This is a genomic window from Pediococcus parvulus (assembly GCF_964063155.1).
Classification (GTDB): domain Bacteria; phylum Bacillota; class Bacilli; order Lactobacillales; family Lactobacillaceae; genus Pediococcus; species Pediococcus parvulus.
Window position 1 is genome coordinate 1,394,928 of record NZ_OZ061292.1, and the last position, 22,096, is coordinate 1,417,023.

Annotated in this window: 19 protein-coding genes, 1 pseudogene and 1 riboswitch; of the genes and pseudogenes, 3 read left to right on the forward strand and 17 right to left on the reverse strand. The window is 38.7% G+C overall.

Features of this window, described 5'->3' with window-relative positions; translation table 11 throughout:
- Positions 1–14: 14 nt before the first annotated feature.
- The 4 genes from AB3217_RS06895 to AB3217_RS06910 all read right to left on the reverse strand — a co-directional run bounded on the left by AB3217_RS06895 (position 15) and on the right by AB3217_RS06910 (position 3,236).
- On the reverse strand, positions 15–794 hold the full coding sequence (locus AB3217_RS06895; protein WP_057785037.1) for an alpha/beta fold hydrolase: 780 nt from the start codon (positions 792–794) through the stop codon (positions 15–17).
- A 95-nt stretch (positions 795–889) separates the two neighbouring features.
- Complete coding sequence (gene ptsP, locus AB3217_RS06900; protein ID WP_367365846.1) at positions 890–2,611, reverse strand: phosphoenolpyruvate--protein phosphotransferase; 1,722 nt, start codon at positions 2,609–2,611, stop codon at positions 890–892.
- Complete coding sequence (locus tag AB3217_RS06905; protein ID WP_057774159.1) at positions 2,611–2,877, reverse strand: phosphocarrier protein HPr; 267 nt, start codon at positions 2,875–2,877, stop codon at positions 2,611–2,613. Before AB3217_RS06905 ends, ptsP begins: the two co-directional genes overlap by 1 nt.
- Before the next feature lie 161 nt (positions 2,878–3,038).
- Complete coding sequence (locus AB3217_RS06910) at positions 3,039–3,236, reverse strand: hypothetical protein (protein ID WP_068805831.1); 198 nt, start codon at positions 3,234–3,236, stop codon at positions 3,039–3,041.
- 248 nt (positions 3,237–3,484) lie between these two features.
- On the opposite strand from AB3217_RS06910, the gene AB3217_RS06915 reads away from it, so the two are divergent.
- Complete coding sequence (locus tag AB3217_RS06915) at positions 3,485–5,725, forward strand: ATP-dependent Clp protease ATP-binding subunit (protein WP_068805834.1); 2,241 nt, start codon at positions 3,485–3,487, stop codon at positions 5,723–5,725.
- Between the two features lie 63 nt (positions 5,726–5,788).
- On the opposite strand, the gene AB3217_RS06920 is transcribed toward AB3217_RS06915, so the two are convergent.
- From AB3217_RS06920 to recX, 9 genes are all read right to left on the reverse strand, one after another.
- Complete coding sequence (locus tag AB3217_RS06920; protein ID WP_367365847.1) at positions 5,789–7,921, reverse strand: LTA synthase family protein; 2,133 nt, start codon at positions 7,919–7,921, stop codon at positions 5,789–5,791.
- Between the two features lie 216 nt (positions 7,922–8,137).
- Positions 8,138–9,715, reverse strand: coding sequence for a peptide chain release factor 3 (locus AB3217_RS06925; RefSeq protein WP_068805840.1), 1,578 nt, complete (start codon positions 9,713–9,715; stop codon positions 8,138–8,140).
- A 10-nt stretch (positions 9,716–9,725) separates the two neighbouring features.
- A complete protein-coding gene (locus AB3217_RS06930) occupies positions 9,726–11,744 on the reverse strand; it encodes a CDP-glycerol glycerophosphotransferase family protein (RefSeq protein WP_367365848.1) in 2,019 nt (672 codons plus the stop codon).
- Between the two features lie 17 nt (positions 11,745–11,761).
- Positions 11,762–12,601, reverse strand: a complete 840-nt coding sequence (locus tag AB3217_RS06935; RefSeq protein WP_367365849.1) for a hypothetical protein — start codon at positions 12,599–12,601, stop codon at positions 11,762–11,764.
- Between the two features lie 95 nt (positions 12,602–12,696).
- On the reverse strand, positions 12,697–13,101 hold the full coding sequence (tagD, locus tag AB3217_RS06940; RefSeq protein ID WP_057784569.1) for a glycerol-3-phosphate cytidylyltransferase: 405 nt from the start codon (positions 13,099–13,101) through the stop codon (positions 12,697–12,699).
- Between the two features lie 109 nt (positions 13,102–13,210).
- On the reverse strand, positions 13,211–14,317 hold the full coding sequence (locus tag AB3217_RS06945; protein WP_367365850.1) for an AI-2E family transporter: 1,107 nt from the start codon (positions 14,315–14,317) through the stop codon (positions 13,211–13,213).
- A 260-nt stretch (positions 14,318–14,577) separates the two neighbouring features.
- A complete protein-coding gene (locus AB3217_RS06950) occupies positions 14,578–15,135 on the reverse strand; it encodes a DUF402 domain-containing protein (protein ID WP_068805852.1) in 558 nt (185 codons plus the stop codon).
- A 300-nt stretch (positions 15,136–15,435) separates the two neighbouring features.
- A complete protein-coding gene (locus tag AB3217_RS06955; RefSeq protein WP_367365851.1) occupies positions 15,436–16,638 on the reverse strand; it encodes a serine hydrolase domain-containing protein in 1,203 nt (400 codons plus the stop codon).
- A gap of 31 nt (positions 16,639–16,669) precedes the next feature.
- Positions 16,670–17,485, reverse strand: coding sequence for a recombination regulator RecX (recX, locus tag AB3217_RS06960; RefSeq protein ID WP_068805858.1), 816 nt, complete (start codon positions 17,483–17,485; stop codon positions 16,670–16,672).
- An 85-nt stretch (positions 17,486–17,570) separates the two neighbouring features.
- Here recX and AB3217_RS06965 point away from each other — a divergent pair, with 85 nt between their 5' ends.
- Positions 17,571–18,032: a flavodoxin gene (locus AB3217_RS06965; RefSeq protein ID WP_057784574.1), complete on the forward strand. Its 462-nt coding sequence runs from the start codon at positions 17,571–17,573 to the stop codon at positions 18,030–18,032.
- A 38-nt stretch (positions 18,033–18,070) separates the two neighbouring features.
- On the opposite strand, the gene AB3217_RS06970 is transcribed toward AB3217_RS06965, so the two are convergent.
- Positions 18,071–18,490 (reverse strand): GtrA family protein, encoded by a 420-nt coding sequence (locus tag AB3217_RS06970; RefSeq protein ID WP_147206675.1) that lies wholly within the window; start codon positions 18,488–18,490, stop codon positions 18,071–18,073.
- Between the two features lie 5 nt (positions 18,491–18,495).
- The gene (gene wecB, locus AB3217_RS06975; protein ID WP_057784576.1) at positions 18,496–19,620 is read right to left on the reverse strand and encodes a non-hydrolyzing UDP-N-acetylglucosamine 2-epimerase; all 1,125 of its coding nucleotides are present in this window, start codon (positions 19,618–19,620) and stop codon (positions 18,496–18,498) included.
- 296 nt (positions 19,621–19,916) lie between these two features.
- Here wecB and AB3217_RS06980 point away from each other — a divergent pair.
- Positions 19,917–20,105 (forward strand): annotated as a pseudogene (locus AB3217_RS06980) (aminopeptidase); the annotation flags it as partial.
- 56 nt (positions 20,106–20,161) lie between these two features.
- Here AB3217_RS06980 and AB3217_RS06985 read toward each other — a convergent pair.
- Together AB3217_RS06985 and AB3217_RS06990 are read right to left on the reverse strand one after the other, a co-directional pair.
- Positions 20,162–21,478 (reverse strand): nucleobase:cation symporter-2 family protein, encoded by a 1,317-nt coding sequence (locus AB3217_RS06985; protein ID WP_229923038.1) that lies wholly within the window; start codon positions 21,476–21,478, stop codon positions 20,162–20,164.
- Between the two features lie 111 nt (positions 21,479–21,589).
- A riboswitch (purine riboswitch) is annotated at positions 21,590–21,689 on the reverse strand.
- A 111-nt stretch (positions 21,690–21,800) separates the two neighbouring features.
- The gene (locus tag AB3217_RS06990; RefSeq protein WP_057808037.1) at positions 21,801–22,034 is read right to left on the reverse strand and encodes a heavy-metal-associated domain-containing protein; all 234 of its coding nucleotides are present in this window, start codon (positions 22,032–22,034) and stop codon (positions 21,801–21,803) included.
- Between the last annotated feature and the right edge of the window lie 62 nt (positions 22,035–22,096).

Here is a 22,096-nt window from a genome sequence, read left to right on the forward strand (position 1 = left end):
CTCTCTTGTAGCTCTTAATTACCTATAAATTGCCATAACAGTTGATTAAATTTTTCTGATTGCTCAGCCATCACAATATGACCACTTTTTTCAACCATTGCCGTTTTGATTGTACCATTCATCTTTTGAATCTCATCACTAAAATGATAATCAAAGTAAGGACTCTGCTGTCCAACAACTAAAAGCATCGGAATTGACATTCTTTTAATCACATCCCGCCAATCCTGAACAGCATGATTTAGTAACAACGGATAATCAAGCTTTGAGTCAAACGGATAACTCTCCGTCACTTTCTTGACTAATGCAAATGTGTCATCATCAATATGTTTGAAAGTTGACGGACCTAAAGGTTGCTTCAAACGATCTTTGAAATTTTGCCAAGTTAAATTTTTAAACCCAAACTGCCAATCACTTTCATTAATCATTTTCGGCGGCTGATCAACTATGACAATTTTGTGCACGTTCACAGGACCAAACAAAGAAAGATAAGCATAAATCGTTGCCCCACCCATTGAATTTCCAACCAAGATGAAGTCGGTCAATTTCAACAACACACACAATTCATGAACGTCTGCTGCTAATCTAGAAATACGTAATCCCCAATTAACATGCTGCGACAAACCTTGATTTCGAAAATCTAGCCTCACAACTCGAAGACCACGCTGCAATAACAACTTTTTTTGTTGATGCCAGATTTCCTTTGAGCCACCAAATCCCGTCAAAAAAACTACGGGCTGCCCTGTTCCCTCATCTGAATAATCCAACGTCACTAGATCGCTCGTTTCAAACTTCATACTTTCAACTCCATTTTTGTTAATCATTTTTAGTATAACAAAAAAATCTCCAAGAATTTAAAGATCCCCAGAGACTTATCTAAAACTAAATTTTGTTACTTAATTGCATCGTTAACGAGTTTGATGACATCGTCGTTAGTTTCTGCTTCAGTAACGGCCTTATCGGCTAATTTCTTCATTTCTTTGGTGTCCAAGCGTTTCATCAATGAACGAGTCTTCAAAACTGAAGTTGCACTCATTGAGAATTCGTCCAAACCAAGTCCCATTAAAATTGGAACAGCAGTTTGGTCGCCGGCCATTTCACCACACATACCAGTCCACTTGCCCTCTTTGTGAGAAGCATCAATTGTGTTTTTAATAAGACGCAATAGGGATGGATTATATGGTTGATACAAATATGAAACTTTTTCATTACCACGATCTGCAGCAAATGAGTATTGAATCAAATCGTTTGTACCAATACTGAAGAAGTCAACATATTTAGCTAACTTGTCAGCAATCATAGCAGCAGCAGGGATTTCCATCATCATACCAACTTGGATGTTATCACCGATCTTAGTTCCAGCCTTAACCATCTTTTGCTTTTCATCTTCAAAAATGGCTTTAGCTTTCTTAAATTCAGCAACAGTTGCAATCATTGGGAACATGATTGCAAGTTTACCGTAAGCAGATGCTCGCAACAAAGCTCGTAATTGTGTTCGGAACAAATCTGTCCGATCCAAGCTAATTCGGATAGCACGATAACCCAAGAATGGGTTCATTTCGTCCGGAAGCGGTAAGTATGGCAATTGCTTGTCTCCACCAATATCCATGGTCCGAATAACAACTTGTTTGCCGTTCATTCCTGAAACAACTTGTTTGTAAGCTTCAAACTGGTCGTCTTCAGTTGGTAGTTCGCTTGAATCCATGTACAAAAACTCAGAACGGAACAAGCCAACAGCTTCAGCACCATTATCAATAACACCTTTGATGTCATCAGGGGTACCAATATTAGCTGCTAAATCAAAATGAACGCCATCCCTCGACGATGTCTTTTCATCACGAAGTTTTTCCCATTCAGCTTTTTGAGCCAAAAAGTCTTTTTGCATTTTTTGATATTTTGCAACTTCATCAGCATCTGGGTTAACGAGTGCCAGTCCATGCATCCCATCAATCACAACGGTATCGCCAGCTTTAATATCTGTTGTTGCTTTTTCACTTCCAACAATAGCTGGAATTTCCAAAGTACGGGACATAATTGCAGAATGTGATGTTCGGCCACCAATATCTGTAATGAATCCCTTAACAAACTTACGATCCAACTGAGCAGTATCACTTGGTGTTAAATCATGAGTGACGACTACAACTTCTGAATCAATCAAAGCTGGGTTAGGTAATTCAACCCCTAATAAATGACTCAAGACACGCTTTGTCACGTCACGAATGTCTCCGGCACGTTCTTGCATGTACTGATTATCAGTCATTGCTTCAAAAGTTTCAATAAAACCATCAGTGACATCTTTTAATGCTTGTTCAGCATTAACGCTGTCATTCTTGATCTTGTCTTCAATATTACCAATCAATTCTGGATCTGAGAGAATCGTAATGTGGGCCTCAAAAACTTCGGCTTCTTCTTCACCAAGGCTTTTAGCAGCTTTACTCTTAATTAACTCTAGTTCTGCTTTAGATGCGTCTAAAGCGTCTTGAAGACGTTTAATCTCAGCATCTGGATTATCAATTGTTTTCTTATCAAATGACAGATCAGGGTCGACAAGCATATATGCTTTCGCAATTGCAACGCCATCACTGGCAGCAATTCCCTTCAATTGTTTTGCCATTAGTCAGAAAGTCCTTCCTTTTTCATTGTATCTGCAAGAGCTTCAATAGCTTCTTTTTCGTCATCGCCATCAGCAGATACGGTCACATCAGCGTTTTGACCAACACCTAATGACATAACACCCATGATAGACTTCAAGTTAACTGATTTGTCTTTGTAAGTTAACTTAACATCAGCGTTAAATTTGCTTGCTGCCTGTACTAATAAAGTAGCTGGACGTGCGTGAATACCTGTTTCTGCAATAATATGAAAGTCTCGTGTTTCCATTATAAATCGATCTCCTTTAAAAATATAAGTTTAGTAAGGGCTTTCTTTTTAAGTTATAAAACGAACATAGCATTCATCTTACTAACAATTAATCAGCCTTTCCCATTGATGATAGCAATTTCTCGAAATTTTTACAAGCCCTTTCACGAATAAAAGTGAAATTAATGTTCACCGTTTTCATGAGTTTCAAAGTGATAAACTACTTTCCCATTTCGTTGAGCCGATCCAATTACGCGTTTTCGCTGATCATACTTCATATAGATAGGTTGAAATTCTGAAAATTCATCTGGTTCAACCGTTAATTCTTTAATTGTTCCTTGTCTGAGCTGTTCCAATAAATTCGAAAAATCTCGTGCCATTTGATCACCTGCCTTTATAAAGTAAACTCAGTTTAGCTGAAAACGATACAAAGTTCAAATATTGGCACTCTATATGTCAAAGTGCTAAACTAGTTTTTGAACCTACAAAAACGCCTTACAAGTAGATTCGAAGATAGTTATTTTTCGATACAAATTGCTTGCACAATTTTTTTGGCGCGTTATAATATGGTCATGGTCAAAGTTGGTCAAACATTTTTGACCTTGATTCTTTGAAAGGAGTCAGCAAAATGTTATGTCAAAATTGTCATAAGAACGAAGCAACAATTCATTTGTATACCAATGTCAATGGACAACGGATGCAGATTAATCTTTGTCAAAATTGCTATCAACTTCTAAAACAACAAGAAGGAAATAACTTAGGAAATGGAGGTGCCGCAAACATGGCACAAGACCCATTTGGATTTGGGAATTTAGATGACATTTTCCGCGCAATGCAAAACGGAAATGTTGAAAACCCACAAGGATTAAACCAGCAAGTTCCCCCCACTCAACCAAGCGGTCCTACCGGTAATAACGGTGGTAACCAACGTAATGGCAAAGGTGGTTTGTTAGATCAATATGGTCTGAATTTAACTGAGCTGGCTAAAAAGGGAAAAATTGACCCCGTGATTGGGCGTGATTCAGAAATTTCAAGGGTTATTGAAATTTTAAATCGCCGTACTAAAAATAATCCCGTTTTAATTGGTGAAGCCGGCGTTGGTAAAACAGCCGTTGTGGAAGGTTTAGCTGAACGAATTGTCGCTGGTGACGTCCCTCAAAAATTAATCAACAAACAAATTGTCCGTTTGGATGTCGTTTCATTAGTACAAGGTACTGGAATTCGTGGTCAATTTGAGCAACGCATGCAACAACTTATGAAAGAAGTTGAAAATAATAAAGACATGATCGTCTTTATTGATGAAATTCACGAAATTGTTGGTGCTGGGAATGCTGAAGGTGGTATGGATGCTGGTAACGTTTTGAAGCCAGCATTGGCACGAGGTGATTTTCAACTCGTTGGTGCCACTACTTTAAATGAGTACCGGGATATTGAAAAAGATGCTGCTTTAGCACGTCGCCTTCAACCAGTTCAGGTTGACGAACCTAGTGTGGAAGAATCAATTCGTATCTTACAGGGAATTCAAAAGAAATACGAAGATTACCACCATGTACATTACACAGATGACGCGATCAAGGCTGCAGCAAAGCTTTCTAAGCGCTATATTCAAGATCGCTTCCTACCAGATAAGGCAATCGACTTGCTTGATGAAGCGGGATCTAAAAAGAACCTCACGATTAATACCGTAGATCCAACTACCATTCAGCAAAAGATTGACAATGCTGAAAAATACAAACAAGACGCCTTAAAGGCCGAAGATTATGAAAAGGCCGCTTATTATCGTGACCAAGTTAATAAACTAGAAAAAACTAAGTCTGGCGCAACTAACCAGAGTGAAATTCCAACAGTGACTGATAAAGATATGGAACAGATCATCGAAGAAAAAACGGATATTCCGGTTGGCGAGTTACAAAAACGTGAACAGGAACAACTACAAAATCTTGGTGAAGATTTACGTGCTAAGGTTATTGGTCAAAATGAAGCCGTTGAAAAAATTGCTCGCGCCATTCGTCGAAACCGAATCGGTTTGAATGGTACTGGCCGACCAATTGGTTCCTTCCTCTTTGTTGGCCCCACTGGGGTTGGTAAAACTGAATTAGCTAAGCAATTAGCAAACGAACTATTTGGTTCAGAGGATTCAATGATTCGTTTTGATATGAGTGAATACATGGAGCCACATTCAATTTCTAAATTGATCGGTTCGCCTCCTGGCTATGTTGGTTATGAAGAAGCCGGTCAGTTGACTGAGCAAGTTCGTCGTCACCCATATAGTTTGATCTTGCTTGATGAAATTGAAAAGGCTCATCCAGATGTCATGCATATGTTCCTTCAAATTCTAGATGATGGTCGTTTGACGGATTCTCAAGGCCGGACTGTTAGTTTCAAGGATACAATTATTATCATGACCTCTAACGCCGGAACCGGTGACGTTGAAGCTGACGTTGGCTTTGGTGCTGCAGCAAAAGGCACAACCCACTCAGTTTTGGATAAGTTAGGTAATTACTTCAAACCTGAATTCTTGAATCGTTTTGACGATATTGTTGAATTTAATTCACTCACCAAGGAAAACTTAATGAAAATTGTTGACTTAATGATTGGCAATGTCAATCAGATGTTAGCTGTTCAAGGCTTACATGTGCATGTGACAGAACCAGTTGAAGAGAAATTAGTTGAGTTAGGTTACAATCCAAAGATGGGTGCTCGTCCACTTCGTCGAGTAATTCAAGAACAGATTGAAGATCGAATTGCTGATTATTATTTGGACCATCCAGATGCAAAAAATCTTGTAGCTAAGATTGCTGATGGCAACATTGAACTAACCGTTGAAAATGTGGCTGACACCAAGGCTGCATCTACCAAAAAAGCTTAATTTACAAAAAACTCATGGTTGAACGAAATTAATCGTTTAACCATGAGTTTCTTATACATAACGTTATTTAGATGAAGAAGAGGATGATGCTGATGAAGATGAAGATGAAGAGCTACTGCTACTTGAATCTTCAGACTCCAGTTCTGGTGCATCTGTTTTATAAAGATCTAAGGTTGATTTACCTTTATTTTTCTTCAGTAAACTTGTTGGCTCTTTTTCCTGTGCTTTACTCAATTCCTTAAGACCAGCTGATTTCTTGTAATTATACTTAGTTTTATCAACCGTCTTAAACCAAGAATGCTTAGAGAATCGGAGTAAATCACCATTGATAACCGAATCAGATAAGGATAATTCTTTATTGACATAAGTTTGAATCTTGGCAACTTCTTTCTTTTCAGTTGCAGTTTTATCGGTGATTTGTTGTCCCGTCTTTGTAAAGTACAAGTCATTGCCATACTTAGTATACTTCGGTGAAACAAAGTCCCCATCACGGAAGGCAACAATTTGATTGCGATCCTTCGACAACAAATCTTGCCCAAATTGAATGGCCCCTGGGTCTTTAATTCCCAAAAGATTTGTTAACGTTGGCATCACATCAATTTCGCCCCCATAAGTATGGTTAATACCGCCCTTCAGTCCGGTCATATGAATCATGAACGGTACCTTTTGGAACATGGCCAAATTGTAGTTATCGATTTGTTTTAAACCAAGAATTTTAGCAATGGCTGCTTTGTGGTTGTTTGAGATTCCATAATGATCACCATACAAGACCAGCATACTGGTCTTCATTAAACCAGACTTCTTCAAATAGCTGATCAATTCACCAATTGATTGGTCCAAATAATGCGCAGTCTGAACATACGGATCGACCGTTGGATCCCCAGTATCCCATTCTTTAATTGATACATCTTTTTTAGAAATCAAATATGGATAATGGTTTGAAACGGTAATTAATTTTGCATAGAACGGTTGCGGAAGTTGTTCCACGTACTTCATGGCATCCTTCAAGAAAATCTTATCTTTCATACCGTAACCACTGACATATCCTGGTTTGATCTTGTAATACTCTTTACTAAAGAAATATTGATAACCAAATGATTTATAAGCATTATCTCGGTTCCAGAAACTCGGCACGTCCCCATGGAACGAAGCGGTCGAATAGCCATTTTGATCTAAAATAGCCGGCATACTTTGAAAAGTATTGCTAGTTCCATCCATAACCATGGCGGAACCCTCTGCCAACCCAAACAAAGAGTTTTCAAGCATCATTTCAGCATCGGCCGTTTTCCCTTGGCCAACCTGATTAAAGAAGTTATCAAAACTCAACGTATCTTTTTCATGATACAGTTTGTTCAAGTTAGGCGTAATTTCTTGGCCATCCCATTTCTTATCAATAACAAATTGTTGCAAACTTTCTAGATGGATGACAAAAACATTTTTTCCCTTTGCCACACCCTTGTACTGGATGTTTGAAGATACATGATGTTTTTTCAAGAACTTCTCAATCGGTTTTAGTTGATCATCTGAGGCCTTCGACTTTTGTTCACTGTTCTGGTACGTTTTGATCGCATCATACGCCGTATATGTCTGTAAACCTAGATACTTCACAATATAGTTATTATCGAATGTTCTGGTTAACAACCCTGAACGATTACTATAGGCCATGCCCAAATTTACGCCAAACACACCAATTGATAAAACGGTGGTGGCCAAGGCATAACGAAATTTGAACCGGGTCGTATCAATTTTGATAAACCGCACGAGTAATAACAAAATTAGGAAAATCACATCCACAAAAACCAAAAAATCGGTTCCACGCATGATGCCCATTAAACTTTTACCAAGGTTATCAGATGTCGATCCGGATCCCTTGATTAAATTGAACGTAATAAAGTCTGAGAATTCTCGGTAATACAAAATATTTGCGAACAACCACGTGGATAAGATAGCGTCCATTAAAATCATCCACCAATAAGCCCAGCGTCCCCGAAAATATAAACCAATCCCAAAAAGAAACAAAGCCGTCGCAATTGGCGAAATCGCCAAAATTAGTTCTTGCATATGCCCTTGAACACCTAAACTGAATTTCATTTGGTAGGCCATATAGGATTTTATACAAAATAGAATAACGGCGAACAAGAAAAATCCAAACCGAGTATTTAATCCCCGACGGATCTTATGCCACGCTTGACCCATAGTTGAACCTCCATTACACATCAACAGTGATATTTGAACTTTAAAGCCGTTCATAAACTAAATAAGTATAACTGAAAAACGGTATTTTTAATAGACCTTTACCATGTATTTTAAGAGATTTTTAGATAACTTTAAATTTCAATTACCAAAAACGAATCGCAAAAAAGGGCAAATTCCAAGTTATAAATTGGATTTGCCCTTATAAAACAACTTAAATTACAGCTTAGCGGTTAACTTAATTTTTGGATACTTACCTTTAAACCAACGTTCTGCAAATTCATTTTCAAATAAGAACAATGGCTGATCCATACGGTCCTTTACCAAAAGATTCCGTGAAGAAGACATCCGCTCGTCCAGTTGTTCCGGATCGATCCAGCGAGCAATTTTCTTGCCCATTGGTTCCATAACAACTTCTGAATGGTATTCGTTTAACATCCGGAATTGGAAAACTTCAAACTGAAGTTGACCAACCGCACCCAAAATATAATCACCCGTATTATAATTTGTGTAGAGCTGAACAGCCCCTTCTTGAACCAGCTGTTGAATCCCTTTATGGAAAGATTTTTGCTTCATTACATTTTTTGCAGCAACATGCACAAATAGTTCTGGTGTAAATTGTGGTAATTTTTCAAACTGCACGTCATGTTTCCCTGAATAAATGGTATCACCAATTTGGAAATTTCCAGTATCGTATAGCCCGACAATATCGCCAGCAACCGCCTTTTCAACTGTATGCCGTGCATCAGCCATAAACTGGGTTGAATTTGAAAGACGAATCACCTTTCCAGTTCGATGTAAGGTCACATCCATCCCCCGATCAAATTCCCCTGAACAAATTCTGACAAAAGCAATTCGATCCCGGTGATTGGGGTTCATGTTGGCTTGAATTTTAAAAATGAAACCTGAAAACTCGGGATCATCTGGTTCGATTTTTTCTTCAGCTTGATCCACATGAGCTGCGGGAGCTGGCGCGTACTTCAAATAACTGTCCAAAAAAGTTTTAACCCCAAAATTAGCTAACGCCGAACCAAAGAAAACAGGCGTTAAATCTCCGGATAAAATTTTGGCCTCATCAAATGAATTGCCGGCTTCACTAAGTAGCTCCATATCGCCTTCAGCATCTTGATAAGCACTATCTTCAGTCAGTGGATATTTGTCTGAGAGTTTACCTTCCGCATCCAGTGGCAAATACTGATTACCCTGTGCATCTTTACGATATAAAACCACTCGCTGGTTATAGCGATCATACAATCCTTGTAATCCTTTACCCATGCCAATTGGCCAGTTCATTGGATAAGCATCAATTCCCAACACTTCTTCTAATTCATTAACCAAATCTAAAGGCTCACGGCCATCTCGATCCAGTTTATTCATAAATGTAAAAATGGGAATCCCCCTCATTTTACAAATTTGGAACAACTTCTTGGTTTGGGGCTCAATTCCCTTTGCAGAATCAATAACCATGACAGCGGAATCCACGGCCATTAAAGTTCGATACGTATCTTCAGAAAAATCCTCATGTCCTGGCGTATCCAGAATATTGATTCGTTTTCCTTGGTAATCAAACTGCATAACCGAACTAGTTACTGAGATTCCACGTTTCTTTTCAATTTCCATCCAATCTGACTTTGCATAATTACCAGATTTTCGGGCTTTAACGGTTCCAGCTTCACGAACAACTCCTCCAAAAAGCAATAATTGTTCCGTAATCGTTGTTTTACCAGCATCCGGATGAGAAATAATGGCAAACGTTCGCCGTTTTGCGACTGCTTGATCTATTTTTGTTTCGTTCATAACTACCTTCCTACTTCTTAATTGCGTTTACAATATAATCTACTACTTTTCGCGATGAGTCTCCACTATCAATTGCACAAAAACGGTCGTAGAATTGCTGGAAACGGACATTATTGGTCATATCCCCGTTTTGCAATATTTTTCCTATCTCGGTAAACATGTCTGCTTCCGAATGGACAATTTCGCCCGGAAGCTCATGTTCATAATCCAAATAGAAACCTCGCAATTCATTTTTGTACATCTCATAGTCATACGGATAAAACAAGATTGGCCGTTTTAAGTATGCAAAATCAAAGAAAACTGAGGAGTAATCAGTGATCAATAAATCAGAAACTAAATACAAATCACTGATATTAGGATAATCAGAAAGATTTAAAACACAATCTTGAAATTCTGAGACGTCGATTTGATTCGCGATCAAATAGTGCATCCGCAAAATCAAAATCGTATCTTTCCCGTACTTTTCTTGGAATTTCTTCAAACTAAATGGTAATTTAAATGTGTATTTCCCAGTCGTGATAAACGCATTATCTCGATAAGTTGGTGCGTACAAAACGACCTTCTTATCGGCTGGAATTCCCATTTTTTCTTTCAAGTCCTTGATTTGTGCCGCCGTCGTGTTAATTAACTCATCATTACGCGGATAACCGATTTTTAAAACTTGATTCTTATAGCCAAATGCTGATCGAAAAATATTGGTTGAATAATCATTGGGACTAATCAATGCATCCCATCGATTTGCTTCTCGAGTGAAGTTCCGATGATAAGACACAGTATCCGTTCCAGGCATCGTCACCTGTTTAATATCCAGACCTAATTTTTTCAATGGTGTCCCATGCCACGTCTGCAGATAAAAGGTGAATTTAGATTTTTTTACCCATGATGGATAACGGGCATTACTAACCCAACTTTGCGCACGACGCATCACTGATACCCATTTTACACTATCACGGACAACATAGTGCATCCCGTGATCTCGACAAAAGCTTTTGAGTTCCGGATAAATCGACCACACCAAATTATAACCTGGATAGAACTGCTTAAAAACGCGATAAATGGCAAGTGGACTATCAGAAACCTGGCGGCCACCAAAGCTTTCAAACACAACTGTTGGCCGTTGATATGGTATTCGGCTCCACTTAAATAATTGTTTAATCAGATGCAACCTTATTTTACCGAGAAAAACGCCCGCTAAGCCTAAAGTTAGCTGTGCTTTTCCTGCGATCCGTTTAACCAGTTGTTGCATTGATGGCTTTTCAATTGGCAAGACCAAAGTCAGCCTACTATCATATGCCAAATCCAACTCAACAACATTGCCATTTACATTTTGAATAAAATCACTATCAGGATTAAATTGACTCGCGACACCAAGGCGTTGATGAAAATATTTATCGTTAAAATCATAAGTAATTGCCAGCTCATATTCATTAGCAATCGTCAATTGGGCAAATGAAATTTTAAACTGAAATAGGTCTGGATACTGACTTAAATTTTCAGTAATCCGCAGCATATCTGTCTCATCATTTTTATTTTTAACTGTAACTACAATGTTTTGTAAACTCTGCACATTAATCTGTTTAGTGCCAAAAAGCATGATCCCATCAGGCACGTGTTGCACATTTTGCAACTCAAACAGATCATCATTAGTTTTGCGATAAACTTCGATATTCACGTAACCAGCAAAATCTGTCTGAAACTTTTGAAACAAGTTAATGTCCAACCATTTATTGTCCACAAACTCATTTTCAACCTGAACCGTTTCAAAATGATCGCCTTCTTGCCACTGTAAATACATTTCCCAAGTGAACCGATTCTGTCCCGGAAAACTACCTGTCAATTGCCCAGAAGGTAGCTGAAACTGCAGCATATTTCTGTCAATTCTGACATGGCTGATCATGAAGCTTTCTAAGGATTCCTGCTCAATAAAAAATAGCCGCAAGTTTTTAACTTGCTGTGTTAACCCGATTAATTCAATTTCGTATTCTTGTTCTTGAGACCTAGTCTGCACATCGGACAAAATTGCGCGCATTAATGCTGCCCCCTTTCTCAATAATTAAAAGTTTTTAAGGTGCCCAAATAAGGACTCATGGATTCAACCAATTCTAAATCTATAAAAATCCCGGTTGTCTGATCATTATCAATTAGCTGACGTAATTGCCCTGCATAAAATTCAAATACATTTTTATAAGGACGCCAAGTCACATAGTCATGGACACTAAATTGAGAATTTGAGATTTCAATGCGTACGGTATTCCGTGGCGTGCCCTTAGACAAATCTGATTCCACAATCGCGCAACGCGCCGCAAATTCACTATCACTTGCCACTCTATAATTTCTAAGCCGTGGCTGTTTGACAATGAATTGGTAAAGTTGTTGGTTAGTGTTATTCAAAACTTCATAAATTGTTGGCTGTCCATCTTGAAAATGGACAACTTCTCGAACTCTTTGTTGGTCATCATAATAGTATTGCGTTTGTAACGTACCATCCGCAAAGCTTTTAAGAAGCGCCAATCTGTCTTGTCTAAAAATCCGTTCCATGATGAGGTCATGTTTATCAAAATACCTTTCGATCTTTTCATGTTCAGGAAGTTCAAAAGTCCGTTTTTCCGGTTCACCAGAGTGAATTGTATCTAGCGTTTGCAAGCTGACAGCAATCCCCTTTTGTTCATGTAATAAATCAAACCAATTGATAATTTTTGCTTCAGAATTTTCCCTTGCAACAGCCTTGGTCAATTTAAAAGTGACTTTGGCTGCCAAATGATAGTCCAAAATCATGACCAAAACTGTCACCCGAATTTGATTATTCACTAATTTTTTAATCGTTTTTATCAGGTACGGATTCTTTATCGAAACAGCATCCGAAACCAGAACTAAGGCTTTTTTCATCATCAATCCTCTTACCAATCTAATCATTAAAAAAATTTAATTTAATATCATATATAAGAAAAAACTGAGGGATTACCCCCAGTTTTTGTTTACTTTTACTTTTTATTGTCGCTTGCTAGACCAAGATCACGTTTGATTTTAGTCGTTGAAATACCTTCTGTTCGTGGTAAATAAACCACTTCACAATAATCTTTCAGGAAGTCAAACTTACCTTTCCAATCATCGCCCATCACAAAAGTGTCAATGTGTCTTTCTTGGACATCTTTGATTTTTTGATCCCAACCCTTTTCTGGAATAACTTCATCCACATAACGGATAGCTTCCAAAATGTACTTGCGATCTTCGTAACTGGTATAAGCCTTTTTTCCTTTTAAAGCATTAAACTCATCCGTTGAGACACACACGGTTAAGTGGTCGCCCAATGCCTTTGCACGTTTAAGTAAACGAATATGTCCCTTATGAATTAAATCAAAAGTGCCATAAGTAATTACATTTTTCAATGTTCATTCTCCTAAGAATATAATATTAAATACTCACCAATATTACCACAAACAAGCCGCCGTATTCCAGTAAATTAGCGTTATCCTAGTTAATCAAAACTAACTTAAACTAATCTTGATTATTTAAGATCCAAATATGATAAATAAATTCAACTAATACTTTGACAACAGCATAGGCAGGAATTGCCAAGATCATTCCAGGAATTCCCGCAATTTTTCCAGCCGCCAACAACAGAATAATAATGGTTAGTGGATGTACTTGCAAACTCCGACCAATAATATTGGGATAAATCAAATTACCATCCACTTGTTGCACAATCAAAACGACGATAACCACCCAAACAACTTGCATCGTGGAATCCGTCAGAGCAACTAGCAACGCTGGAAAAATTCCAATATACGGACCAACATAGGGCACAATGTTTGCAATCCCAGCTACGACACCTAATAACAACGCATAAGGCTGACCAATTATCATATAACCAATTGCGGTAAACGTCCCCACAAACAAGCATTCCAAAACCTGTCCACCAATGTATGAGGATAACGTGGCACTCATTTTATCAAACAATTCCACAATCGTATCTGCATTTTTTGCTGGTAACATTCGTTTGATGGAGGGCATTAACTTCCAGCCGTCTTTTAACATGTAAAATAGCATTACCGGCACCGTAATGATCACAACTGTGACACTTGTAATCGTGGCGATTAACGTGCCAATGCTACTCGTCATTGTGCTTAAGATTGACTCTGCATAGGTTCCAATTGAACTATTCATTTTCTTAATGTAGGGATCTAAGTCTACGTTTTTAATCCAATCGGAATGTTCCAAGAAATGCTGTGAGGCCTTTTGTAAATTGCTGGCAATACTTGGTAAACTTTCAATCAACTGCGCAATCTGATTGGCCAATCTTGGAATCATCCATCCCAATGCATACCCAATAATTCCCAGCAACAGAACAAACACAATCACCACGGACCAGGTATGGCTAATACGAAACTTTTTGTACTTAATTTTTTGAATCAATTTAACTAACGGATTAAGTAAATAAAACAAAAATCCGGACAAAAGGATTGGCACAAACACGGTTGAAATGAAAGTTCCAATCGGCGCAAACAAAAAATTAATTTTGGTACAAACATAAATTAAAGTCGCTACGATCAGCAACTCCAAGGTCCAAAACATCAAGGGGGATCGCCTAATCTTATCAAACATAGCATGGCTCCTTTTTCTCTCTGTGAAAACTAGTCATTACATAAACTTGTTTTCCATTCCATAACGTTTCTATTATAGCCTATTAAGACATCATTTTTCATAACCTTTGCATTACAAGAACAGTAAATTTAAAAAAGTGGCAATTTTTTGTTTTATAAAAACAAACTGACAACATTTGAACTTTTCAAACATTGCCAGTCATATTTATATAGGTAGACCTGAAATCAAATTAATTGGTTCAATTTCTCTTACGATCAAAATTAACGCCGGTTATTCCGTTGAACAAGTTCTAGATAACGATGGTACCAGATATTAATAAATTCGTTTGAAAACGGTCCAATCCCCTGATCAATCCAATCGGTCAGTGTAATGACGCTCGAACGCACAATTTGGTCTGTATCTTTTGGATAGTGCCACTTCCGGCTAAACCGTTCGTATTCATCAACATCTAATAGCTTTCGATCCCCATTCGGATAGACTTTTACATCTAAATCGTAATCAACATATTTAAGTGCTTCTTCATCCAATACATATGGAGAAGCCAAATTGCAATAGTTTGATACGCCGTTTCTGCGAATCATGGTCACCACGTTAAACCAATAATCTTTATGAAAATAAACTATGGCTGGCTCGCGAGTTACCCATCGTCTCCCATCATCTTCAATCACAAGCGTATGGTCGTTACAACCAATAAACTCATCATCGCTATTCTTTAATACCATTGTATCCCGCCACGTCCGATGCAAACTGCCATCGTGCTTATAGCTTTTGATCGCAATATAGTCCCCTGCTCTAGGCTTCTTAGACTTGCGATTCATTCTATGACACAGCTTTCTAATTCTGAAGGTTTTAACTCTTAGAATTCCATCCATTATTATATCAAAAAAGACCAGCAGACGAAAGAACGAGTGCTGGTCATAAAAATAAATTTTGATCAATATCGATTCAAAGTGGTTTCACTATTCTTGATGTAGTATTGTCCCATTCTAAGGTTAATAAAACTATGTCGGTCGTTTCGAAGTTAATTTTTCGCCTCTAACCAAAAAGCGGATCTCCGCCACTCAAAATTAGTCTACAATAAAAAGATTGTTTTCCTAAATCACTTCTAACTTAATCATTTAATACATGCCTTGCATCAAGTTTTGATAAATCTGATGACATTGCTGCGTCAACATTGAATCTTTCCGCCGATAATTACTCAACATAATCACCGCATTTTGTCCGTCGCCGCTAATCATCATGCCGCTTTCTTCACCATAACCAACACCGTGACTCCAATAACCGCCATTTTTTTCGTGATACAAACCGCCCGCATAGCCTATCCGATTACCTGCTGCATCATGCAAAATCTGCGTATTTTCAACACTCACAAATCTAGCCTGCAAAATTGCACGACTAACCTTATAAAAATCACTCGCATTCATATAGACATTTCCTGTTGCCAACTCATTATGCTGATTAGCTGGTGACTCGTGAAAAGCATGTAAATAATTAGCAGAATCATCAGAAAATGGTTGATTATGATACGGCGTGGACAACCAATTTGCTCGTTTTGCTAACATGACAAAGCCTGAATGATGCAGGTCCAGTAACCGGATAATGTGTTGATTAAATAATTGATAGTAAGTCCGATGGGTCACCCTCTGCAAAACTCCCGCTAATAACGTGTAATTAACAGGCTGATACGACCACTTGTGATTCTGATTTGGTAAGAATTGCACATGGTGAGCTGCATAATCTACCACCCCGGAACCAGAAAGTGAACGGGTGGAAAAATTGTGAATTCGTAATCCGGTCGTCATATTAAGCATAGATCGAATCGTCATTTTTTTAGCACCTGGAATATTTGGATAGAATTGGGCCAGTCGGTCTGTCAACCTCAATCTACCTGCTTCCACCTGTTGCATTAATAAAGTCGCGGTCATTGATTTTTGCATCGATAAAATTTGATATTCAGATTGTGCCGTATTAAATCCTTGTTTTTGAAAATTAGCATACCCATAGCCTTGATCATAAATAGGTTGGCCATTTTTCACAATTAAGATCGTGCCCACAAACTGGTCGCCACCAATTAAAGGTTCCAGCAACTGCTTTAACTTTTTAGCCTTTAGCGATAACTTCGGCTGTTGGGTCACCACTTTGCGTGGAACAAAGGTTTTTGGTACTAGTTTTCGTGCTGGTATATGCTTCGTTGAGCCACTAAAAAAGATGGGATCACTACGGTGCATCACGCGATAATTGTGATAACCAAACCCGGCGCTTCCAATCAGAATCATTAAAATAAATCCAAACAAAATAACCCGCCATAAACGTTTTTTCATAACTATTGCTCCCCCCATAAAACGATGATACTTATTTTAAATCTTCTTGTTCGTCAATTAATCGATTAATGGCGTCCGACTGGAAACCTTTCCCATATAAGGTTCGCCTCGTGCGCATCTTCCGTTGTGAAAAAGCATAGCGGCGATTACGATTCCAAACTTTTTCAAATTCACTTTTCAATTTCTCGTCTTCCAAGTCAGGGTCAATTTCAAATTCCATTTGTTCAAGAATTTGAGTAATCACATCTCCTGTAAATCCCTTGGTCATCAATCCTTGCCGCACTTTTTGTTTCATCTTCGAAACCGGATCCCGGCGGTAATGGTGACTAAGTTTCTCGCCAATTTCAATCCCGTTAGCGACCTGATCATCTGCCGGATATTCTAATAACGCCTGCTCGATGTCATTTTCTAAAATACCCTTGGTTCGCAAGTTGCGGGTAATCACAATGGGGCCCTTATCAGAAGTCCGAGCCATCGTTCGCACGTAGCTTTGGGCATACTGAAGATCATCCACTAAATTTAATTCCCGTAATTTTTTCAAAGTTGCTTCAATCGTGGGTTCTGGAATTTCTTTTTCCCGAAGCTTTTGCTGAATTTCTTTTTCCGTTCGTAAGTGGCCTGACAAAAACGCCAATGCGCGTGAATAAGCCTTGGAAACATCATCTGCTGCCAAGATTTCTTCTTGCAATTGCTTATCAATTTCCATCCCTTTGAAAATGCGATATTTAATCATCACATCTTCACTAATCGGAAAGGCGTATTGGTCATCTAAAAAGACGTTATAACGTCCTTCTCTTTTTTGCGTGGTAATTTTGGTTACCTTTGGAACTGCTTTTTTTTCTGTCATCGTGAACCTCCTTGCTGAAAACATTCACTAAACTGGATTTGTCTGCTATAATTCTTTAGGACTTATAATGAAAAGAGGAACTCACATGCCAACTGCAAAAGTTGTTTTTGCAACCATTACCGGCAACAACGAAGATTGCGCCGACATCATTACCGAAGCGCTTGAAGATCTCGGCGTCGAAGTTGACGAATCAGAGATTTCACAGACCGATGCCGATGAATTTAAAAATTTTGATATCTGTGTTGTGGTACCTTACACCTACGACGAAGGTGCCCTTCCTGAAGAAGGCTTGGACTTCTATGAAGAACTACCTGATTTAGATTTAGATGGTAAAATCTTTGGCGTAGCTGGATCCGGCGACGTTTTTTATGAAGAATTTTATTGTGTCGCTGTTGATGCCTTTGCCAAAGCTTTCAAAGCTGCTAAAGCTAAACAAGGAGCAGAACCCGTTAAAATCAATTTGGCACCTGAATCAGAAGAAGATTTAGATCAATTAGATGCCTTTGCCAAAAGCTTAGTTGATAGCTACAATGCCTCACAAAACTAAAGCCTGTTTAAAAAAGATTGGAATTTGGTTAATCAGTTTCAATCTTTTTTTGTCTCGTGTTGTTTAAAAATAATTAATTTGCTGAACACGTAATTTACGATCACCACGATCACATTATCAGCCACTTTTACTAAAATGGCATTATCCTTCATTAACGAAACGCCAACCCACATAATGATAACTTCCATAAAGTAGGTCAATAAGCGAAAGAAGAAAAAGGAACCAAGTTCACGCCAAAACGCCCGCCAGGTAGTGTAACCTGAGCTAAAAACCCATACTTTATTAGTAAAAAACGCCACCAAAACCGATGCAATCCACGCGATTGCAGTGCCAATTTGGTAATTCCAATTTGTATAAGTTTCAAAAAAGGCAAACACCCCAATATTGACAACTGTTGTAAGAACCCCAAAAACTAAATACAAAATGATGGCTTGATTCTTTTTAATTAAATCCTTCATCCCCATTAACTCCGCTTATCACTAAATTTTTGTTGTAAGAAATCTAAAATATGTTGGGCAGCATGTCCATCCCCATACGGATTTTTGGCAGTGGCCATTTTTTGATAAACTTGTGAATCGTCCAACAATTCCAGCATCGCATCCGTCACTGTTTGTGGATCAGTACCCACCAATTTTAACGTGCCAGCTGTGACCCCTTCTGGACGTTCCGTTTCATCACGCAATACCAAAACAGGTTTGCCCAACGAAGGAGCCTCTTCTTGCACACCGCCAGAATCTGTCATGATGAAATAGCTGCGCGCAGACAAATTATGGAAATCCACCACATCCAGTGGGTCAATCAAATGAATCCGGGAATCATCGCCTAGTTCTTCGTGAGCTGCTTTTTGAACGGCAGGACTTAGATGAACAGGATAAATAATTTCTACATCTGCATGAGAATCCACGACTTGCTTAATGGCCTTAAATACTCGGCGCATTGGTGCTCCCTGATTTTCGCGGCGATGCATCGTTAACAAAATTAGACGATGCTCTGGCATTACCAAATCTAGCACAGCGTGATGATAATCTTCACGCACGGTTTCATGCAGGGCATCAATGGCAGTATTTCCCGTAACCGCAATGTTGGCTTCGGGATGGTTTTCCTTAAGTAAATTTTGTTTACTTAAAGTCGTTGGTGCAAAGTAATAGTCGGCCAAAACATCCGTTAATTGCCGGTTCATCTCTTCTGGATATGGCGAATACTTATCCCACGTCCGTAAGCCCGCTTCCACATGGCCTAGCGGGATTTGGTTGTAAAACGCACTAATGCTGGCCGCAAAGGTTGTTGTGGTATCTCCGTGAACCAAAATAACATCCGGTTTCACTTCTTGAATAATGGTATCCAATTTATTTAAAACGCGGCCGGTAATCTCACTTAACGTTTGATTGGGTTTCATAATATTTAAATCATAATCTGGGGTAATTTTGAAAATTTCTAAAACTTGGTCCAACATTTCTCGATGTTGCGCTGTCACAACGGTGATCGCTTCAAATTCAGATTTTCGTTGATTCATTTCTAAAATGATTGGGGCCATTTTGATGGCTTCAGGACGCGTTCCAAATATGGTCATGACACGTAATTTTTTCAAAATAATCCTCCGTAAAAGGTGCCTTTATCGGCATAATTAATAATTTCTCTTGTAAACAAGTATACCGCACCACTCATCGTTTTTTAAGTCTTAACTGGTCTTTCTGATATTTCTTAGCACTTATTTTGCAATCAACCGCCCATTTATTGCGTGGAAACGCGTTGGCTATGCTACGATAGAATCGATTTTTATGAAGAGGATTGCCTTTATAAATGAAACAACTTTAACTAAAAAGCTTCAAAAATACGCTAATTTAGTTACTCAGGTGGGTGTAAACTTCTAACCCAGTCAACCGCTTCAACTTGCAGGGCAGCGCTAAAACGTCTCCTGAAGAATTGTCCAAACATGGCATCAATAATAGCCAAGTGCACGTCGACTTCATGGTCAGTTCTGACAAAATGAACATCGATGGCATCAAACAAGATGGCACCATCACCCCAATTTTTAGAAACGGTAACTGGATAAACCACCTTCACCTTCCATAAAATAAATACGCGAATTTCTTTGATCTGTTTTATACAGACTCGAAATTCGCGCATTTTTATTTAGCTTCAGTTTTACGTTGTAACTTAAAGACCAAGTTTAGGAAAACGGCCACAATACTAGTCACGACGACCCCGTTACCGAGAATTAAATACAATTCTGAAGGAAGCGCTTGGAAAATCGTGGGCACACTGGCAACCCCTAAGCCAGCGCCAATGGAAACTGCAGCAACAATCAAATTGCGGCTGTCATCAAAGTCTACGTTTTTCAAAATTCGGACCCCTTGTAGCCCAACCGTTCCAAACATAACTAACATTGCCCCGCCTAAAACTGGTGTTGGCACCACCGTGGCTAATGCGCCGATTTTGGGCAATAAGCCTAAAATCAGTAAGAATAAGCCAGCAAAGTAAATTGGCTTCCGAGTTTTAACTCCGGAAAACTGCACAACACCCACATTTTCAGAGAATGTAGAGTATGGGAAAGTGTTAAAGATGCCACCCAAAATTTGGGCAATTCCTTCAGCGCGATAGCCCCGTTTTAAATCATCGCCGGTTAAATGGCGATTGGTCATGTCACCTAGTGCGAAGAAAACTCCTGTCGATTCGATCATGGTCGTTAACGCGATTAGAATCATCGTTACTGAAGATGACCATTCAAAATGCGGTACCCCAAACATGAAAGGTTCGGGGAAACGAAACCAGCCACTTTGCGATACAGTACTCAGTTTAATCATTCCAAGTGCTCCGGCCAAAGCCGTTCCGCCAATTAATCCGATCAAAATCGCAATCGATTTGATAAAGCCGCGACCCCAAACGTTAATCGCAATAATCAAAGCTAACGTGAAACCACCGACCAATAAATTACTTGGCGAACCAAAATTATGGGATCCCACAGTTCCACCGCCTAAATCAGTAATCGCTACGGGCATCAAAGTGAAACCAATGACCACAATCAATGACCCTGTCACAACGGGTGGAAAAAGATTCCGCATTTTCGAGAAAACACCACTCATCAATAAAACAAATAATCCGGAAACAATAATTGCACCATACATCGTGGTGATCCCAAGCGTTTTTCCGATGGTTCCTAACGGTGTGATAACCTGAACCGCACAACCTAAAACAACTGGTAGTCCAATTCCAATCATTCGCGTCCGATGCACCTGCAATAATGTGGCGATTCCACACATAAATAAATCCATGGAAATCAATAACGCCAATTGGGTGGCGGTAAAATGCACGATTGCCCCAATCAACAACGGCACCATGACATCGCCAGAATACATTGTCAGTAAATGCTGCAACCCTAAAACAGCCGCATGACCATTAGAAGTTGAATTCTCTAACGGAACGCCTTCACCTGAATCGAAATCAATCTGTTCTTGTGCCCACTTCTCCTTTGAAACCAACTTGTTACCCCCTGTTGAATCCATATATAACCTATCGCACTGCAAAACAAAAACGATGTCCGCAAATAGAAGACATCGTTTGATGAATTTATTGCGTATAGTCCAGAATTTACGGTTCTGGGTAGAAACTCGCCAACCATATTAAGGCGTTTATATATGCATTTCGTTTTTAATTACTAAGTACTATACCACCGAATTTTTAGTTTATCAACATCAGATCGTTTTCACTATTAGCAGAACACAAAAAAACGGTGTGCTCCAAAAAATACTCTGGATCACATCGTTCAACTTATTTAGCTGGTTGTTTTACCTTTACACTTTGAACTTCGTAGCCCAAATTTTTAACAACTTGTGCCAATGCATCTGCTGTATTGACTGCATCATCAAATTCAATTTTTACTTTACTAGCGTTAAAGAGTACCTTTACTTTTTCAACACCAGCCTGTTTTTCTAATGCGCCTTGAATTTTTTGCATGCATGATGGGCAAGTCAACGCCCCTAATTGTAAGATTGCTTTTGTCATTTTAAATTTCCTCCTTATTTACTTTATACATTTATTATAGTGTCCCAGTTATCAATTAAAAT

What these genes read in the sequence shown, in the direction of transcription:
- AB3217_RS06925 (WP_068805840.1), bottom strand. Translation starts at nt 9,715, where the DNA reads ATGAACGAAACAAAAATAGATCAAGCAGTCGCAAAACGGCGAACGTTT.
- ptsP (WP_367365846.1), bottom strand. Translation starts at nt 2,611, where the DNA reads ATGGCAAAACAATTGAAGGGAATTGCTGCCAGTGATGGCGTTGCAATT.
- AB3217_RS06955 (WP_367365851.1), bottom strand. Translation starts at nt 16,638, where the DNA reads ATGAAAAAACGTTTATGGCGGGTTATTTTGTTTGGATTTATTTTAATG.
- AB3217_RS06920 (WP_367365847.1), bottom strand. Translation starts at nt 7,921, where the DNA reads ATGGGTCAAGCGTGGCATAAGATCCGTCGGGGATTAAATACTCGGTTT.
- AB3217_RS06945 (WP_367365850.1), bottom strand. Translation starts at nt 14,317, where the DNA reads ATGTTTGATAAGATTAGGCGATCCCCCTTGATGTTTTGGACCTTGGAG.
- recX (WP_068805858.1), bottom strand. Translation starts at nt 17,485, where the DNA reads ATGACAGAAAAAAAAGCAGTTCCAAAGGTAACCAAAATTACCACGCAA.
- AB3217_RS06950 (WP_068805852.1), bottom strand. Translation starts at nt 15,135, where the DNA reads ATGAATCGCAAGTCTAAGAAGCCTAGAGCAGGGGACTATATTGCGATC.
- AB3217_RS06930 (WP_367365848.1), bottom strand. Translation starts at nt 11,744, where the DNA reads ATGCGCGCAATTTTGTCCGATGTGCAGACTAGGTCTCAAGAACAAGAA.
- AB3217_RS06905 (WP_057774159.1), bottom strand. Translation starts at nt 2,877, where the DNA reads ATGGAAACACGAGACTTTCATATTATTGCAGAAACAGGTATTCACGCA.
- AB3217_RS06970 (WP_147206675.1), bottom strand. Translation starts at nt 18,490, where the DNA reads ATGAAGGATTTAATTAAAAAGAATCAAGCCATCATTTTGTATTTAGTT.
- AB3217_RS06915 (WP_068805834.1), top strand. Translation starts at nt 3,485, where the DNA reads ATGTTATGTCAAAATTGTCATAAGAACGAAGCAACAATTCATTTGTAT.
- AB3217_RS06965 (WP_057784574.1), top strand. Translation starts at nt 17,571, where the DNA reads ATGCCAACTGCAAAAGTTGTTTTTGCAACCATTACCGGCAACAACGAA.
- AB3217_RS06935 (WP_367365849.1), bottom strand. Translation starts at nt 12,601, where the DNA reads ATGAAAAAAGCCTTAGTTCTGGTTTCGGATGCTGTTTCGATAAAGAAT.
- AB3217_RS06895 (WP_057785037.1), bottom strand. Translation starts at nt 794, where the DNA reads ATGAAGTTTGAAACGAGCGATCTAGTGACGTTGGATTATTCAGATGAG.
- AB3217_RS06910 (WP_068805831.1), bottom strand. Translation starts at nt 3,236, where the DNA reads ATGGCACGAGATTTTTCGAATTTATTGGAACAGCTCAGACAAGGAACA.
- AB3217_RS06990 (WP_057808037.1), bottom strand. Translation starts at nt 22,034, where the DNA reads ATGACAAAAGCAATCTTACAATTAGGGGCGTTGACTTGCCCATCATGC.